Source organism: Pristimantibacillus sp. Z349TD_6 (assembly GCF_056173205.1).
In genome coordinates this window covers 3,861,569-3,875,451 of sequence record NZ_CM149662.1, presented here as the reverse complement: position 1 = coordinate 3,875,451, position 13,883 = coordinate 3,861,569, and the positions used below count along the sequence as shown (strand labels likewise).

Below are 13,883 nucleotides of genomic sequence, written 5' to 3'. Positions count from 1 at the left end.
AGTATAGGGCGTTTCCTGAGGCTTGTCAACGGCAAGTTTGACATCCTTCCAAGTTCGGACTTATGATTATCTAAACTTTTGATCCTAACGAGGCGGTTACTGATATGATGAAAAAAACGACACTCCGCGACGTAGCCAAAGAAGCCGGCGTCTCCGTCGCTACGGTAAGCTATGTTCTTAATAACGTGAGCACCCAGACGATTCCGGAAGAGACGCGGCAGCGGGTCTTTACAGCAGCGAGCAAGCTCCATTACGTTCAGAATTTGACGGCCAAGTCACTCTCACTCGGCAAAACCAATGTCCTTGGCGTGCTATTCGTCAGCACCGGCGACGCCCGCATTCCAAAGCCGGTCAGCTACGGAGTTTTCCTTGACGGATTGGAGCGCCGATGCCGGGAGAAGGGTTATCATCTCCTTGTATCCCAAATCGATCCGGCCAAACCCAATTTCGAGATCATCGCCGAGCGTAAGCTGGACGGCTTCTTTCTGATCGATGCTATGGTCCAATCCTTCCATGCGATATCGAGGAATCTGCAATATGGATCGCCGCTGGTTATCGTGGACAGCTTGATCGACGATTCCTTGTTCCGGCAAGTCAATCCTGATTTCCAACAATTGTTCAGCGATCTGAACGCGTCATTGCCGACCGGACAGCCTTATGCGCTCATTCACGAACACATGTCGAACGAGCGGTATCATGAGATCGTTCGATCCGCTTCGGGTTTGGATGAATCTCTCGTATTCGCAGCCACCAGCGACGAAGAGTCGCTCAAGCAATTTATCCAGCAGCACGAGAACAAGCCCCTCGTCGTCTTCAACGAATTTTTGGCCTTGCAGGTAATGAAGTACCTGAGCCCGGAGAACCTTGTCGTCGTCTGCACCTCGGAATGCCCGGAACTCCTTCCCGAGCAAGTCACAAAGTTCGTTTTCACTCGTTCCAAGTCCGAGGTCGCTTTCGGCTTGATGAGCGCGCTACTGCACACTCCTTTCGGCACTTCCGAGGATCAGTACATCTCTCTGGGCAAGAAGGACTAAACGGCTGGGGCTCGTCATGAACCTATGAGACATGGAGGGTGAGCAGATCCATAGAACGAGTAGCTCGCTCGCTGTATCTTTAAGTCGGATTTCGCTAATCATGCGCATTTCCTCGCGGAAGAACAGTTTGACATCGAACCCCATGATTACTATTAAATGACATGGTTATCTTTAATACGTTTGCAGATGATGAATTCTAATATGTTGTGACATGAAGTTAATCCACCAGTTGAACATATAAATTTTCACTTAGTCTTATAATTGAAAAATAGAGTTGCACCTAATCAATTTACAGGAATTCTAAAGGTACCTTAATTAAATAATCTAAAAGAAATGCTCGCCTATGAATTAGGCGAGCATTTCTTTCTTTAAAAAAAGCTTAGGTGTTGTTGTCATTATCGGGGCGCACACAAGTCATTTTCATAAAATGGGGAACCTACGTGGATCAAATTTTGACAATGATAAGTCATTATGGCTACATCGTACTATTCTTAGCCTTCTGTTTGGGACCTTTTGGGATTCCAGTACCAAATGAGGTGACAATTATTACCGCTAGGATTATGACATGTCATGAATTGTTCCACCCCTTTTACACCTTTGCTTCTATTCTATTTGGAATGACATCCGCCGTGACGTTAGGGTATTGAATAGGCAATCGGTACATATTCTTGTCATCCGACAATTTACATGGCTTGGCTTGGCTTGGCTTGTCTAGTGTCATACACCATATAGCTCGATTTTCGTTATGTTTTATATAAGTTCCCCTTTCTTGCAGTAAAAAAGCAATTCGGATTTAATCCGAATTGCTTTTTCTTTGAATACTGTGCTCCGGTACCGCCAACGGAAAGGCCAAGCGATGTCAAACCCTCTTCGATTGCGGGATTTATCATTTATCCTGGATTCCCGGCAACTCATAGCGTTGTTACAAATGGCAATCCTAAAACATCAGCTATTGTTCCGCGTTTTTGAAATATTTATCAATTACTCCTTTAATCCTTCTAACTCCAGCAGCAGAAGATTGTTCTTTTTTAATACTAAACTTTCCTAAGTTTGTTGTATCTTCTACATGAGGTCCTCCACATACTTCTCGACTCCAAACTTTCCCTTCGTTATCTTTGATTGTATACACCTTAACGATATCCGGATATTTATCCCAAAAATTCCCTTCAACATTACTTTCTTTCGCTTCAATTTTAGGCAGCTCTGAAATAATGGTGACTGCTTTTGATGAAATCGCATCATTCACATACTTTTCCACCTCAGCTATTTGCTCTGGCGTAAGTTTTTCATCATGGTTGAAGTCAAACCGTAATCGTTCTGAAGTAATATTACTTCCTTGTTGATGAACATGATCGCCTAAAACTTCCCTTAAACCAGCAAGTAATAAATGAGATACCGTGTGCAGGGCTGTAGTTTCTGTTGAATGTTCAGCTAATCCACCTTTAAATTTACCCGCAGAAGCAGTTCTGCTCTTTTCAGCATGTTTCTTTGCCGCCTCTATATAAGACTCCTTGTCCTCCATACTATATCCACTTTCAGTTAGAAACTCTTCCGTCAACTCCAAGGGAAACCCATATGTTTCGTAAAAATAAAAGGCATCTGCACCTGTAACTTTACCCTTATTCTTAAGATGTTTTTGTATTTCAAATTCTCCTTGCTGTAAAGTTCTATAGAAAAGATTTTCTTCCTTATTTACTATTTCGATAACTTTCTCTTTTTTACCGATCAAATCTTCATAAACTGTTGCTTCATCTATATAAACTTCAGACAACTCACCCACAAAACTTCCTTGTATACCTATTTTTTTACCTGCACGAATCGCCCTTCTTAATAACCTTCTTGTTATATACCCTGCATCACTATTCGCTGGCTCAGCACCATCATTAATTAGAAAAGTAGCCGCTCTCACATGATCAAGTATGATTCTAAATGACTTTAAATCGTCAGTATATTGTTTACCACTTAACTCCATCAATTTTTTCTTGGGATTAAGGAAAAAATCCGTATTATAAATATCCTTGTCACCATTAAGGGCTGTTGCAACCCTTTCTAATCCGCCTCCATAATCGATATTGGGATTTTGCATTTTTACAAATCCTGTGTCTTCTTTTTTGTAACACATAAATACGTTGTTCCCAATTTCTAAAAACCTCTCGCTTACAGAAGCAGGATGATCCAGTGAATTACCGCCCGGTTCAAGATCATAGAACATTTCACTATCAGGCCCTCCCGGTTCGCCAACAGGCATATCCAATGGACTTCCAGCTCGACTCCACCAATTTTCTTTTTCATCGTATAAGAATATTTTCCCACCTCTAGATGCCCCATATTGATAGGGATCATCTTCAATGATAGGTTCTATACCAACTGATTTAAATTTTTCTGACCAGATTTGAATGGCTTCCGTATCTTTCTGTATATTCAAATCATCACTTCCTATAAAAGCACTGATATACAGCCTGCCAGGATCAATTCCTAATTCGATTATATGCCAATTCCAAATGGCATCGATTTGCTTTTTCTTATAGTTATTTTCATTTGCTTTAAACTCCCATCGACCTATCATTTCAAAAAATGTCAGATGCGACGTATCTCCTACTTCATCAATATCCACTGTCCTTAAACACTTCTGAATATTAGCAATATCATTACCTATCGGATGCTTTTCCCCTAATAAATATGGAACCATAGGTTGCATTCCACTTCCTGTAAACAACGTTGAGGGATCATTTTCTGGTAACAAGCTAGAAGAAGGCACTTGGCTAGCCCCTATTCCTTTCATAAAATCAATATATGATTTTCTTAACTCATCTGGTGTCATTTTCATCATGCTCAATACCTCCATTTCAATTGTTAGTTATTCCCATAAATTATTATGCAAATATTCAAACGAGAAGAAATAAAACAAAAAAAGCCCTAAGCTGACATATTTCTTGTCAACTTAGGGCGAACTATTATGTCCGTGTTACCACCTAATTTCAGATTTCTCTGCACTCTATCAATACGGGATATCTCCGATATTGTTTCCTGAATAACGGTGGAACTCCGTTGAAGCCTACTAAGATTCCTCTGTTCGGTTCACAGCTCCGAGACTGCTTCACTATTAGATCAATGAAGATTCGCACCAACCATCTTCTCTCTGTGAGATCCCTAATAGCTACTATTTCTCATCATAGCCTTTTCGTTTTAAATTAAAACAATGCTATCACACTCAACTTGCTCTGTCAATTAATTCCACTATTTTGTATAAGGTATAAGTCTGTCGATTCTACCATCAGCTTTGGCAATTCGGTTGCTTCGCAACAAAGGCTCTTGAGATGCCATTTATTTTTGCGCTTTAGTTACATGATTGCGTTCGTGGTTGAATTCGTTTGATTCACTGTATTTACAGGAAATTCTTTGGTCTGATCTGCTTTTCCTGGCTGTGGAATTTCACGAATATCATCCATTTTCTTATTCCTCCATATTTACATCTTTTCTGTAACGCTTGGCCTATTTATTGTTTGTTAATTTTTCCAATAATATACGTACGATCGTACTACGCAAGTGTGCTGTGGCTGTTGGCCAAAAAAATCGGCTATGATTAAATGTTCTTGTCCTAATACGGCTGCGGATATATGTTCTTGTCTTTCGCTTTGGACAAGAACATATATCCGCAAAATAAGAAAAACGCCTTATGGCGTCCTTGACGGCTAGTTCCAAAAAAACGGCCCCGCCGAAAATCCGGGGGGATCGTCTTTGGGTCCGTTTATTGTATGGCATCAGTCCTTGAAGCGATAACTTACAAAAGCCAGCTGGCTGCTGTCCGGCGACCATGAATTTACAATCAGCGTTCCTTGACCGCCGAATAACCGGACAAGCGTTTTTGTTTCACCGCCGCTTGGCATCAACCTGATTTCCACGTCTTTATTTGCCGGATGGTCGTCCGGCACGACATCTACTTTGCGCATACTGTCCATAGCGTTCGGCGCAGTAGGAAAGGGTTATTCCGTCCGGGGACCAGCCGTGCAAATAACTGGGGCAAGGCTGTTAGAAGAATAGGATCTCCCCCTTACAGAGGAAATACATAGATACGGGACTTGCCGTCCTCCTGTGTATGCTAACTCACTGCAAGATGGGAATTATCAGGTGAAAGAACATGATCGTTGTTTCACTGTGTGGCATACCCGACTCGATGACAGTTCTTGTACGAGAAGCGATATCAAGAGCAAATATTCTTCCCAAACTGTAATAAATGATCGTCTTGCCGTCGCGGGTTCAGTTGGGCGCTTCAATCAGATCGTCGAATAGGAATAATACCATGCGCTCCCTAGTCTGAACATTCACGGTCTCCAGCATGTTGATGACATGGCGTCTGATTATTTTCTGCGGCTGCTCTAGCGTATTCATGAACAGTCCACTTTTCTTTCCCTGGTAAATCATCTATTATATGCGATTTACCGTCCCTGCAGGAAGTTATGTTGTTTGCCCGGCGCTTTGTTTGAATTTGTATCTGACCGCTGATAACAACCGAACAACTATATAAAGTATCAGAAACAGGACCATGAATCCGGCCGAGATCCGGTACATGAAAGCATAATCGGACATGGATGAAACGGCACCCAAAATCAAGGCTCCGACCGCTATACCCAGATCAGTCGTATTATAGAACATGCTGTTGGCCATGCCGTACTGCTGCGGCGTGCCGGAACGAAGCATCCATGCCTGCAGCGTGGGCTGAATGGACCCAAAGCCGAGTCCATATAACAGGGCGGACAAAATCAGCATCGGCATCGTTGTTGTGTAGGATAGAACCATTAACGCAGACACAACGCTGATCGCGGCAGGGATGAGAACAGCAGCATGTCCGAAACGATCGAATAATTTGCCTGAAACGGGCCGGATAATGATCACTGCAATCGCATTGAACAAAAAGAACAGGCCGACCTGCTCCAAATGAACAGATTCCCCGAACAAGGCGATAAAGCTGAGCAGACCGCCATAGGTCACAGCCAATATAACATTAAGCAGTCCGGGGATTAATAATTTGGCATGGAATAATTGCTTGGAAGCGGAGCCTGCTGCAGGCGCTGTTTTCTTGCTGGTATCAGGCGGAATCGCCCGCGATAGCAGCAGAATGGGAAAAATAAGCAGGATGGTCGCCGTGCCAAGCATAGCAAGTGTCGTGAATCCTGCATGCTTCATCACGCTTAATCCGATAATCGGTCCAACAGACATAGCCAGACTGGTTGAAAGGCCGAAATAACCGATGCCTTCCCCCATCCTTTTGCCTGGAATAATTTGAGATACCAGCGTTGGAATAATCGTACTCGCCATTCCGAACCCGATCCCAAAACCAACCCGCATGACAAGCAGCATACCGACTGAACCCGCGGCAACAGACATTACGGTGAACAGACATGCGGCAGCAAGTCCCGCATACAAAATCACATTGCGACGCACTTTACGCATAAGTTGGGCGGTTAATAACCGGGTAATAATTGTTGAACCAGCGAACACGCTAATGATTAGACTTACGGTCAAATCGTCAGCCTGAAAAGCGGATTTCACATAGGCCGGGAAAGCCGCAAGCAGCATCTGCAAATTCAAAAACAACAGCAGGGTGCTAAGGGTCAGAATCAGAAACTGTTTGGTCCAAAGCCTGGAACTACTTTCTTGGGACTGCATATTTTTATGCTCCTTCCGGACATTATGATAATTGGCTCACATGATGATTAATCCGCAGAAGAAGCTTCATGATCATTTCATGCTCCTCAACCGTCATGCATTGTTTGATTTCCTGGTTTACCTGCATTTCAACCGGGAGGGTCTCCATGATCAGCGAAGCGCCTTTCTCTGTGCTGTGTACTTGAAAGGAACGTCTGTCGTTCTCCGCCATCTTGCGGCAGATCAGCCCCTTTTCTTCCAAATGGTCGAGAATCCGGGTCGTCGTCGGCTTATCCTTACCCGCCAACTCGGCAATTTCCTTCTGGATCAAACCCTCTGTCTGATCGACCTGGAACAGCACCGACCACTGCTCCGTTGTAATCTCATAATCCTTAAGGCGGGTCTGAAGGACATTCGTCATCTTACGGTACGTGATGCCCATCAAAGCACCAAGCGATCGTTCAAGCACATTTTCATTTGCCGTCATAACCATCCTCCTTCTTAATTAGTTGTTTAAACAACTATATACAGAACAACTGTTTTTGTCAACAAAAGAAGAAGCGGCTAACACCCTCCTTATCGGCGACAGGACGAAGCTTTAACCTTTCCGATAATTAACAAAAACCGTCAGGGTAGATCTCCCTGACGGTCCTTTAGGTTCTGCGCACATCGGAAATGTTGTACACATATCCTTTAATTCCTTTCTAATACTCCGGGTACATCTCTCCTCCACAATCCTCGCATGAGAATTGAGGGGCAAAAGGAAGGGGATCCCCTCCGTCCATACGGTCAAAGTCCCGTACCATCTGAAGGGGAATGCGTTCTTCTCCGTTGCAGTTGAGGCATATGTATTTATCTGCCCGTTTGTGAGTGGGTTCTTTTTATTCGTTTTGGCTGGTTTGCGGTTCTTAGACACCGGTGAGATAACGAATCATCCTTTCTAGACAAACGTGGGTTATCCGGCTACGGCATACTTCACCCGCAATTTCCTCTCCTGTAGACAGACCTCCCCCTTGTATTCATAGTCACATTCACATTTTGGACAGACTAGTTGGTCCTTCCCTGCCGTGTGCCCGACCCGTTCACGCCAGGTTCGCCGTCGGAGGATATGCCGGATTCTCACTTTTTGTATGGTAATTCCTTTATCCAACAAGAAAAGGCTTCGAGTGGGGATCTCACACGCCTTTTCTTCATACATACTTAAAGTCTCTTCCGATAAACCTATGAACAAAATCCCCCGATTTTGTTGAATTTTTTTCATCTCCTCCACGCTTTAATGTTGCATAAAATTATGAGTAACGGATCAATCCTCCATTTACATGAATCACTTGACCTGTGACGTACATGGATATTGGTACGAAAAGTGTTTTCGAGTTGTTCATTGGAAATGTCCATAATACTTCTTGTAAAAGGCTGAACTGCAGCGTTATTGATTACGATGTCCAGTCTATTATAATGACGGAGCGTTTCAGCTATTATATCTGGCGAACTAGCTGGATCGCGAAGATCTCGGGCCAAAAGCAGACAGCGAGCGCCGAATTGCTCAACATACTTTTTGGTTTCTTCCGCGTCAATATGTTCATTCAAATATACAATAACCAAGTCGGCTCCTTCTTTAGCATAAGCAGCTGCAATTGCAAGTCCAAATCCGCTATCGCCTCCAGTAATGATCGCAACCTTTCCTTTTAGCTTGCAGCTACCGACATACCCAGGGTAATCAAAAATTGGACGCGGCACCATGAGATACTCCAGACCAGGAACTTCATCCTGGTGCTGTGGTGGAAATGCTATAGGTTTCTGTACTAACTTGGTTTGATAACCAAAAAAGGGATATACAGGATATGGTGATTGCATAGTTTGTAACCTCCATCCAAAACCTTTGTCCTCAAAACCTCCAAGCCTCCGTGAAAGCCCATATTTGTTGCCCTCCTCCTGTGTCATGGTGCTATCGTTTCCCGTTAATCATTCTCATTAGTATATTTTTAAGTCTATTTTTTTTCTTTAGGATTTCAAATGGTCGCATCATCTCGTAATCTTCATGTTCGAGCATGTGACAATGACATACAAAAGTTCCAGTAAAAGGAGCAAATCTCGCAATAAAAGAGGTAACGTAACCATTGGGAGCACGAATCGTATCTTTAAATCCTCTTTCGTTAGGTTCAGGAGGAACTGCTGGCCCTGTAAACTTAAGTTCTCTAGTGGCATGAAAATGAGCAACGTTAAAAGGCTGGCGCTCAAGAATTTGCATGTCAACAACATGTAGATGAATGGGGTGGTCATCCTTTGACAAATTGATTAATCGCCATATCTCAATAGTCCCTAAGTCCATTTTCTCGGATATAGGATCATTCCACCTTTTACCATCAAGTAAATTCAGCGATCTACCATATTCATCCTCCACCCTTTCGAGTGTGAGATTTCTTGTTCTTGTTGACATCTCTCTAGAAAGGAAATCAATTTTCGTTAATTGATCAGGAAGGGAGCTGGCATCTTTGCCTTTTAACGGAGTGGTTACTTTAAACTGCATGACATCGGTTGTTTCGGGCGAGGCACCCTTGAAGACATTTTTAAGAATAATCGTCTTGCCAAAGGATCGAGAAAAATCAACGATCACATCCGCACGTTCGGTCGTTAGAAGGAGGATCTCATTCATTTTCACTGGTTTCTCCAGTAAGCCGCGATCTGTTCCAATTTGATAAAATGGCTGTCCAGAGTCCAGTTTGAATGTAATAGCTCGACTATTACAGTAATTTAACATCCGAAATCGGTATTTTCGCGGTTCTACTTCAAGATAGGGGGATACTTTGCCGTTTACCAAAATGTAATCTGCGTCAAAAGGTGTGACAATTGAAGGATAAGGAAGACGTTGATTGTTATTATCGGGAGTAGCAGGGTACATGAGCGAACCATCCGGGTTAAACGAGCGATCCTGAATCATAAGAGGGATTTCATATTTTCCCACCGGCAGATTCAGGGATTGTTCATGCTCATCACGAATGATAAAAAAGCCTCCAAGTCCCGCATAATTGTTCAATCTCGTAATACCCATGGTGTGGTCATGATAAAATAATGTAGTGGCTTCAAGGTTGGGATACTCGCATACTTTTCTTTGAAACTTAGGTCCAGTTTGTTCAAAATTTCTCGTAAACCAAGCATCAGGGTACCCATCGCTATGGTCATGCTGTTTTCCGCCGTGTAAATGAACCACTGTCCGAACCTGTGGAAGTGTTTTTTCTGCACCATGAATGGTTGTATCGATGGGGAGAAAATGCTTTTTAGGCAGATCATTCACCCATTTGACATATGTCGTTTCATCCTTTATCACGTCGAAAGTAGGACCCGGGTACATTCCGTTGTAACCCCATAAACGGGTAGGCCCAAGATCACGGTGTAGTTTTTGGGTAAATTCCCTCATGGTCACTTCATAATACGAACCTTTATTGTCTCGTTTTATCGGGAAAATGGTTTTGGGAATCGGCAGACTATCGACGTATTTTTGAAGTTTTACTTTTATGGGCATACGAGTGGAGACCTCCTCACGGTTAATACCATAAGAAAGCGTATGAACGACAGATGTCCCACTATGTTTAATAGTGGATTTTTTCTTAATCTATTCCAAACCAATTAATGATTTTATAGATGCAGACCGAGCTATAGGCAATAATGTATTGTACAAACTCCGCATACGATATATGTTCTTGCCCACCAACAGCTATTGGTGAGATTTAAGGAAGACCTTTTTGATCTGTACACGTCTACATTCAATGATTATTGGGGAATGGGCATGACTACTCTTAAAACGGTTCCCGCCTCACCTTTTCCTATCTGCGTACATAATCTAATACCAAATATGCAGCCCAGAGGTGGATTAGGATGATCTATTTTTGTCCCCAGTACGGTGTTTGGCGTGAATACTGCATGCCACGTAGTCACTGGCTTCATGTGAACTATTACGCTGGAAGAAAGGATTCAACCATCATAGATGAATGGAACGCTGTTCCTGCTCCTCCTCCTCCTCAGCTACAATCCGTTTCAGTGGACCCCAAAACAAGTGCACTCCTAGTTTTGGATATGGAGACCTCTATATGCAATAATCCTCGTTGTATTGCCTCCATCTCTAAAATTAATCAACTATTGGAGAGAAGTCGTGATTGCGGCATGCTTGTCGTCTATAGCCTTACACGAACGGGAAGCCTCTCGGATATTGCCGCGCAAATAGCTCCCTTGCCAAGTGATCCTGTTGTGAAATCAAACGTTGATAAGTTCTACAAAACTGATTTAGAACAAATATTGCATGAGCATGACATTAAAACCATTCTGATTACCGGTTATGCCGCTAATGGCGCAGTCCTTCATACAGCCACTAGCGCTGCATTCCGGGGATACAATGTCATTATTCCAGTTGATGGAATGTCAGCTCTCAATCCTTATGCTGAACAGTATACCGCTTGGCATATGTTAAATAGCCCTGGAACCCGAAACCGGGCCACTTTAACAAAAATAAATCTGATACATTTTAGTCATCCAAACCTACCATCCGAGGACGGAGAACTCGGAGTCATCCAGTAAAGCCTATTCCCCCTCATTGGATTGCCTATGCTATGGCTCCAAGAAGTTAACACTCAATCGTTATTCCACGCTGATCTGCCCCGTTCGTATTATGAGGTCACCGGATCTTTCTGGTCGACCTCCTTTTTATATGGGCGAGTCATGAACAAGCTTTTTTAGACCGTGGAGTACCTCATGGGAAAATCTTTAGATTTAATCATGATCTAGAGGGATTATCATCTTTTCTTAATTATGTTATAGCAGTGGAAATGAGCCCTTGCATTGTAATGGAGGCAACAGGCCATTATCATAGCCCTGTTGTTCAGTTTCTGGATGAGCATCAGTATCTGTACATCGTCATTAATCCGTTAATCTAATTGAAGCCAAGAAACTTAATTTGAGATGAATCACCGCTAAGTACATTTTTATCCCAAATCTATGACTCAGGTATGTCATTCTCATAATAAATTTCATAAGAAACTAAACCATTTTCCCAATCCTTTTTTAGAATGCTATAATTCCATATTTATCCATTATGTATTCTCCTTTTGTTATTCATTTTTATTACTATAGATATTGAACATTCACCCTACAGTTGGTTAATCCATACTGCCAGTTAGTTTAATAAACACTGTCGCTGATTTTGTTATCTGCAGCTGTCCAATTGAAAGATCTTATAGGGATTGTTACAAAGTTCTTGTCACTCATCAGAAATGTTATCACGTTCATTTCATATCATTTTGGCAAGAACTTGATATCATAAAATAAAAAAGCCGCAATTTATGCGGCTTGCAATGTTACTATGTTCTTGTCACCCAATTAAACAATGGTTATGAGCAAGCATTATTATTGATGAGTTATTCTTATGGAATAGTGTCATATTGCCGTTAGCCTCAAAGGCGAAGTGTATGTAGTCGTTAGGATTGATATAACTTCGAACTCTTCATCATTACTTACATCCGCAATATACGGCGGTTTTTTTATTTTATTCAATCCTGCCGATACTCGAGAATATCTCCAGGCTGGCAAGCGAGTGCTTTGCAGATCGCTTCGAGTGTTGAGATTCGAATGGCTTTCGCTTTTCCATTTTTAAGTATCGACAGGTTCGCCATTGTAATGCCGACTTTCTCGGATAGCTCAGTAACGCTCATTTTCCGCTTTGCAAGCATGACGTCAATGTTAACCACTATCATACGGTCAACTCCTGTTCTTCTTTGAGCTCGATCGCGTTTTTGAGCAATTTCTCAAGAACTGCGGCAAATACTGCGATTACGACTGGCGCACAGGTTATAATTAGCCCGATGACCATGACGCCTGGTGCATCGGCGCCGTCAGCTACAAAGTAGAAAAGCGGGAGATTACATGCAAACATGAGTGATACAACAACCGCCGCTTGCTTTATTTTCTTAAGTGCTAAAACAGAGGTTTGCGAAAAAGCAGTATTTGTATCAATGTACCTGAGAAGCTTTAATGCCTGAAGTAGAGTAAATAAATACGCAATAGAAGCCACATACGCAGCCAAAGCGGAAAGATAAACTTTAATATCCGGGAAATCCGGCATCATACTATGCGCCATCGCTGGGATTCCATAAAAACACATCACTAATGCAGGAATTGCCATAACAACCAGAACAATTTTTAAAAAGAGCGTCTCTTTTTTCATCTATTTCACCTCATTTTTGATTTTATCACTTTATTTATCGTTTTACAATAAAAATACATTGTTTCCTTCGTTAAACCCAACAAGTTATAAAAAAAATAAGCCCTACGGCTTATTTGTTCCTCCTTCAAATTTGAGCCGAGATACGGACATATTTATGAACCCACTACTTGAAGTTAATCGCGAAAATGTTTAAACTATCCTGCCTTTAGAATTCCTGTAAAACGAATATTTTGGACTTTGCATGAAAAAGAGCGCCTCTGTAATATGGGAGTTGGAAACGGGTCTACAGCCCTTTAATCTCACCATCAGGAGGTCGCTCTACTGTGAAGTTTAAATCACAGGATAAACAAAATCAACGCATTGAAAACATTTCCTCATTCCATCTTATTGTCGGAGTAGATATTGCCCAGGAGAATCATGTCGCTCGTGCAGTCAGCTATCGTGGTGTTTCTCTGGGGTCATCGCTAGAATTCGACAGTCATGATGATGGGTTTGGGGCGTTCGGCCTATGAATACAAGATCTGCTCAAATCATTCAAGCTGAGCAAAGTTATCGTCGGTACGGACCCTACCGGCCACTACTGGTTCAGCCTGGCTCGCTGGCTTTCATCAAAAGGAATTGAGGCTGTTCTCGTAAATCCCCACCTCGTCAAAAAGAACAAGGAAAACCGCGACAATACCCCTTCCAAAAGCGACCACAAAGACGCACTCGTCATCGCAGATATGGTCAAAAATTGTTACTATTCCCCTGTCAGGTTCAACCCAGAAGCCTATGAGGAACTCCGGATTCTCATGGCCAACCGTGACATGGTTACCAAACGACTTAACAGCGCTGTTAATCAGATTCATCGATGGGTAGATATTGTCTTCCCTGAACTATGGCACGTCTTTAAAATCCTTACCTGCACCAGCGCCATTGCTACGTTAAGGCTGTTTCCTCTTCCGAAGGAAATTAGCAGCTTAACGACAGAGAAAGTCATTGCCGGCTAGAAG

General features: G+C 42.5%; 13 protein-coding genes, 1 pseudogene and 1 other annotated feature. Of the genes and pseudogenes, 5 read left to right on the top strand and 9 right to left on the bottom strand.

The window, feature by feature from the left end:
* Positions 1-104: 104 nt before the first annotated feature.
* Complete coding sequence (locus AC0VYE_RS16795) at positions 105-1,034, top strand: LacI family DNA-binding transcriptional regulator (RefSeq protein ID WP_076269366.1); 930 nt, start codon at positions 105-107, stop codon at positions 1,032-1,034.
* Between the two features lie 949 nt (positions 1,035-1,983).
* On the opposite strand, the gene AC0VYE_RS16790 is transcribed toward AC0VYE_RS16795, so the two are convergent.
* The 7 genes from AC0VYE_RS16790 to AC0VYE_RS16760 form a co-directional block, all read right to left on the bottom strand.
* Positions 1,984-3,864, bottom strand: a complete 1,881-nt coding sequence (locus tag AC0VYE_RS16790) for an alanine--tRNA ligase (protein WP_475449300.1) — start codon at positions 3,862-3,864, stop codon at positions 1,984-1,986.
* A gap of 109 nt (positions 3,865-3,973) precedes the next feature.
* Positions 3,974-4,217 (bottom strand) — a binding site (T-box leader).
* 578 nt (positions 4,218-4,795) lie between these two features.
* Entirely contained in the window at positions 4,796-4,993 is a 198-nt protein-coding gene (locus AC0VYE_RS16785; protein ID WP_475449298.1) for a hypothetical protein, read from the bottom strand.
* 298 nt (positions 4,994-5,291) lie between these two features.
* Positions 5,292-5,423 carry a hypothetical protein gene (locus AC0VYE_RS16780; protein WP_256710964.1) on the bottom strand — a complete coding sequence of 44 codons (132 nt, stop codon included), beginning with the start codon at positions 5,421-5,423 and terminating at the stop codon, positions 5,292-5,294.
* 66 nt (positions 5,424-5,489) lie between these two features.
* Complete coding sequence (locus AC0VYE_RS16775; protein ID WP_475449296.1) at positions 5,490-6,701, bottom strand: MFS transporter; 1,212 nt, start codon at positions 6,699-6,701, stop codon at positions 5,490-5,492.
* Between the two features lie 22 nt (positions 6,702-6,723).
* Positions 6,724-7,167, bottom strand: a complete 444-nt coding sequence (locus AC0VYE_RS16770; protein WP_076269362.1) for a MarR family winged helix-turn-helix transcriptional regulator — start codon at positions 7,165-7,167, stop codon at positions 6,724-6,726.
* Positions 7,168-7,937: 770 nt separating this feature from the next.
* On the bottom strand, positions 7,938-8,534 hold the full coding sequence (locus tag AC0VYE_RS16765; protein WP_475449293.1) for an SDR family NAD(P)-dependent oxidoreductase: 597 nt from the start codon (positions 8,532-8,534) through the stop codon (positions 7,938-7,940).
* Between the two features lie 91 nt (positions 8,535-8,625).
* On the bottom strand, positions 8,626-10,200 hold the full coding sequence (locus AC0VYE_RS16760) for a multicopper oxidase family protein (RefSeq protein WP_475449291.1): 1,575 nt from the start codon (positions 10,198-10,200) through the stop codon (positions 8,626-8,628).
* Positions 10,201-10,598: 398 nt separating this feature from the next.
* Between AC0VYE_RS16760 and AC0VYE_RS16755 the strand changes: the two genes are divergently transcribed.
* Both AC0VYE_RS16755 and AC0VYE_RS16750 read left to right on the top strand, forming a co-directional pair.
* Positions 10,599-11,249, top strand: coding sequence for a cysteine hydrolase family protein (locus AC0VYE_RS16755; protein WP_475449289.1), 651 nt, complete (start codon positions 10,599-10,601; stop codon positions 11,247-11,249).
* A gap of 104 nt (positions 11,250-11,353) precedes the next feature.
* Positions 11,354-11,631 (top strand): annotated as a pseudogene (locus AC0VYE_RS16750) (IS110 family transposase); the annotation flags it as partial.
* A gap of 586 nt (positions 11,632-12,217) precedes the next feature.
* Here AC0VYE_RS16750 and AC0VYE_RS16745 read toward each other — a convergent pair.
* Positions 12,218-12,421, bottom strand: a complete 204-nt coding sequence (locus AC0VYE_RS16745; RefSeq protein ID WP_076269356.1) for a helix-turn-helix domain-containing protein — start codon at positions 12,419-12,421, stop codon at positions 12,218-12,220.
* On the bottom strand, positions 12,418-12,891 hold the full coding sequence (locus AC0VYE_RS16740; protein ID WP_076269355.1) for a DUF2975 domain-containing protein: 474 nt from the start codon (positions 12,889-12,891) through the stop codon (positions 12,418-12,420). The genes AC0VYE_RS16745 and AC0VYE_RS16740 overlap by 4 nt, the downstream gene beginning before the upstream one ends.
* Before the next feature lie 323 nt (positions 12,892-13,214).
* Between AC0VYE_RS16740 and AC0VYE_RS16735 the strand changes: the two genes are divergently transcribed.
* Positions 13,215-13,403: a hypothetical protein gene (locus AC0VYE_RS16735; RefSeq protein WP_475449287.1), complete on the top strand. Its 189-nt coding sequence runs from the start codon at positions 13,215-13,217 to the stop codon at positions 13,401-13,403.
* Positions 13,404-13,880: an IS110 family transposase gene (locus tag AC0VYE_RS16730; RefSeq protein ID WP_475449600.1), complete on the top strand. Its 477-nt coding sequence runs from the start codon at positions 13,404-13,406 to the stop codon at positions 13,878-13,880. It abuts the gene before it with no gap.
* Positions 13,881-13,883 lie beyond the last annotated feature (3 nt).

What these genes read in the sequence shown, in the direction of transcription:
- AC0VYE_RS16795 (WP_076269366.1), top strand. Translation starts at nt 105, where the DNA reads ATGATGAAAAAAACGACACTCCGCGACGTAGCCAAAGAAGCCGGCGTC.
- AC0VYE_RS16790 (WP_475449300.1), bottom strand. Translation starts at nt 3,864, where the DNA reads ATGATGAAAATGACACCAGATGAGTTAAGAAAATCATATATTGATTTT.
- AC0VYE_RS16785 (WP_475449298.1), bottom strand. Translation starts at nt 4,993, where the DNA reads ATGGACAGTATGCGCAAAGTAGATGTCGTGCCGGACGACCATCCGGCA.
- AC0VYE_RS16780 (WP_256710964.1), bottom strand. Translation starts at nt 5,423, where the DNA reads ATGAATACGCTAGAGCAGCCGCAGAAAATAATCAGACGCCATGTCATC.
- AC0VYE_RS16775 (WP_475449296.1), bottom strand. Translation starts at nt 6,701, where the DNA reads ATGCAGTCCCAAGAAAGTAGTTCCAGGCTTTGGACCAAACAGTTTCTG.
- AC0VYE_RS16770 (WP_076269362.1), bottom strand. Translation starts at nt 7,167, where the DNA reads ATGACGGCAAATGAAAATGTGCTTGAACGATCGCTTGGTGCTTTGATG.
- AC0VYE_RS16765 (WP_475449293.1), bottom strand. Translation starts at nt 8,534, where the DNA reads ATGCAATCACCATATCCTGTATATCCCTTTTTTGGTTATCAAACCAAG.
- AC0VYE_RS16760 (WP_475449291.1), bottom strand. Translation starts at nt 10,200, where the DNA reads ATGCCCATAAAAGTAAAACTTCAAAAATACGTCGATAGTCTGCCGATT.
- AC0VYE_RS16755 (WP_475449289.1), top strand. Translation starts at nt 10,599, where the DNA reads ATGCCACGTAGTCACTGGCTTCATGTGAACTATTACGCTGGAAGAAAG.
- AC0VYE_RS16745 (WP_076269356.1), bottom strand. Translation starts at nt 12,421, where the DNA reads ATGATAGTGGTTAACATTGACGTCATGCTTGCAAAGCGGAAAATGAGC.
- AC0VYE_RS16740 (WP_076269355.1), bottom strand. Translation starts at nt 12,891, where the DNA reads ATGAAAAAAGAGACGCTCTTTTTAAAAATTGTTCTGGTTGTTATGGCA.